Source organism: Streptomyces sp. NPDC000941 (assembly GCF_053599555.1).
This window is the reverse complement of the sequence record NZ_JBSFMM010000463.1, coordinates 1-3,154: the sequence shown is the minus strand read 5'-3', so window position 1 is coordinate 3,154 and position 3,154 is coordinate 1. Positions and strand designations below refer to the sequence as shown.

General features: G+C 72.5%; 1 protein-coding gene. It reads left to right on the top strand.

Translation table 11 applies throughout. The features are described 5' to 3' along the window. Window positions 1–10: 10 nt before the first annotated feature. A partial coding sequence (locus ACWDSL_RS52675) for a lonely Cys domain-containing protein (protein ID WP_450496806.1) occupies window positions 11–3,154 on the top strand: 3,144 nt, incomplete at its 3' end.

Genomic DNA, 3,154 nt, shown 5'->3' with positions numbered 1-3,154 from the left:
GGCCAATCCGCTGCGGGAGATCTCTCTGACGCAGCGCATCGTGAACGCGACGCGGCACTGGGCGCGCGTCTCCTACGGCCCGCAGGGGAAGGGGCGGAAGAACGGCAAATACATGCGGAGCCTGACCGCCGATGCCCGAGGGCGGCCGCGGGAGTTCGCCCTGGAGCGGCCGGAGCCGGAGGGTGCGGAGCTGGACCGGCTGGCGCGGGTCGCCAGGCTGCACTCGGGCCCCGGCGCGGTGCCGGATGCGGTGCTGGTGCGGACGCTGGATGCGTTGCGGGCGCTGAAGTCGATGTTCGGGATCTATGCGGAGGACCGCGCCGACTTCGGAGAGCTGCTGGCTGGGGCGGCGGCGGTGGATTCGATGTGGCGGGCCGACGACGACTTCGAGCGGGCGGGTCCGCTGACGCTGGATCTGCTGGGACGGGTGATCGCTGAACGTGCGGGGCCCGGGGTCGGGGTGGATCAGGATGTGGTCCGCCGGGTGCTGGCCGAGGCGGCGACGGCGTGGGCGGCGGGGGAGCCGTTCGGGGACTTCGTGGTCCTGCCGGTGGTGCGGGAGGCCGCGGGGTGGCTGAACGGGGATGGTGCGCGGGCCGAGGCCGTCGACGCCCTGAAGCTGTCCGGCGCCGGTCAGGTGCGGGAGGCGGAGCGGTCGCGGATGTTCTGGGCGCGGGTCAAGGCCGGGGAGGTGCTGGACGCGCCCGGTATGGACGAGACCAGGCGGGACGCGCTGGCCGTGCGGGTGCTCCACCTGGACCCGGACTTCGACGTCGACCCGCGGGAACGTGAGCGCTTGCGGGTCGTGCTCACCCGGGCGTTCGCCGTGGGGCGGGACGCGTCCGACCCGGACGCGGCGGCCGCGTACGACGTCGAGGAGCACGGGGCGTTCGATGACACCGCCATGGACACGGCCTTGGACGGGGCCGAGGGGAGCGGTCGTGACTTCACGGGGGAGTCCTGGTCGGGGGTGAACCTGGCGCGGATCCGTCAGCCCGCCGGTCTGGAGGACACGCCGTGGCGGCACCAGCGTCCACCCCAGGGCCGCAACCAGCGGGCGACCGTGCCGGTCCCCGACCTGGTGCGGATCGAACTGGACGAGCGGAACCCGGACATCATCACGCTGTTCATCGGCAGCCGCGTGTTCCGGATGCCGGTCGGTGAGTTCGTGGAGCTGATGGCGAACGACCCCACCCTGACGGACAAGAGGCCGGGCAGCACCGTCGTCCTGTCGCACGCCCGGCCCGCTCCTGGCATCGGTGAGGTGGCCAGGCGGCTGACGCAACTGGGTCGTTCCGTGTGGTGGACCGAGACCCCGACGGACCTGTCCGGCACGGACGATCAGGGCGCGCCGGTGCTCACCGTGCTCGGCGCCTCCCGTGCCGAATGGCAGAAGGCGGAGGTGGAGTTCCCGACGCCGCCCGTCCCGCCCGCCCCGCTCCCCGCCCCGCGGCCGTACCCGCTCCCGAACTCCAGGCCCCCCGGACCTGGTGCTCCCACGATGACTCCGGCCACGACGGCTGTGCCGACCCTGTCCTTGGCGGCTCCGGTCGTGGCGGACGCGGAGGGGACGGTGGCGCTCCAAGGCGGCCCGGCCACTGTCCCGGACCTCGCTCCTCTGGAGGTGGCCGAGGGCTCCGGCGTGGAGGGTGCCGGGTCGCGGGCGCTGCCGGAGGCGCCGTCGGGGCCGTTGACATCTGTGCCGGGGGGCTCCGGTTCGCCGGTGTTCATCGTGCCGGTTGATCCGCAGTCGGCTGAGCCTCCCGCCCTGCACGCCTCGCGGATGCCCGTATCCCCCGCTCCGCTTGCCTCGGAGACGGCGGAGATCCCCATCGTGCTTGCCTCGGAGACGGCGGAGATCCCCATCGCGCTCGCCTCGGAGACGGCGGAGATCCCCATGATGCTCGCCCTGGAGGCGGCCGCTGCGTCGCAGTCCCCGGACGAGGTGGCGGCAGAGCGGCTGTTGGAGGCTCTGCGCGGGCGGGACCGGCGGTTCCGGCGCGGTCCGTTCGACGTGGACGTGCTGGCCCGTCATGTGCTGCGTCTGCCGAAGGGCGCGCTGGTGGATGAGGCGGTGCGTGCGGAGTTGTTCGGGCTGGTGCGGGATGCGGAGGCGGATGGGCGGGCGGGGAGTCTGGCGGAGCTGGGGGCGTTCCATCTGGAGAGGCTGGGGGTGACCGGGTCGGCCAAGAGCGGCCACTTCACGCTGTGGGGGCGCCGGGTTCCGGGTGTGAACTGGCTGGGGCTGGACGCCTTGGAGCTGGACACGGACTGGAGCGAGGTCCTGACGCCGCAGTCTGACGGTTCCCTGGCCCCCACCGGCCGCCGCATGCGGGAGACGCCGTGGCCGAAGGGGAAGTGGCCGTACGTCGTCGGGGCCGACTGGCGCGAGGACAAGAAGAAGGTGGTGGTGCGGCTGCCGGACGGTTCGACGCGGGACGTGGACATCGAGGAGTTCGTGGAGCTGGTGGCGGCGGATGTGGCGCGGGTGGGTCTGCCGCCGGGCACCCCGATCGTGGTGGCCGTTCCCTTCCTGGGCCGTCACAGTGTGCTGTTGCAGAGGCTTGCGGACCGTACGGGTCTGGTGGTGTGGCCGCACAGCGGTGAGGCGAAGGTCACCCCGCGGGGCGACGGGACGGGCGGTATCGACACGGTTGCCGGGCGGCCGGGGGTTCCCACGGGCGACTGGTTCCCGCTCCGGCCGGGCCAGGGGCCGGTTCTCGATGGCAGCGAGCCCGACTGGTACCCCGACGTGGTGATGTTGCCGACGGTCAGCGAGGCGAGCGGAGAGCGGATCGGCGACGCCTCGTTCGACCCCGCCGAGTACGCGGAGGACTTCGAGAAGCCGGGCCGCCACAGCGACCAGATGACGACGTACTTCGACTACCACTTCGTCTTGGGCGATCTGGGGCCGGAGTTGGAGCTGCCGCGTCCGGGTCCGGAGGGCAGTCCGTTCCCGGAGGCCGACGCGTACCGCATCACCCTGCATGGCGTGCCGGGCTACATGGTGCTGACGGTGTGGAGCGGGAGCGGCGTGGTCGAACGCTTCATCGACGAGGGTGAGGCGGTGGCGTGGGTGACGTGGCTGATGTCCCGGCTGCCCAAGGACCGCTGGCTGGACATCTCCTGCTGCTGGATCGGGTCCCCCAAGGAC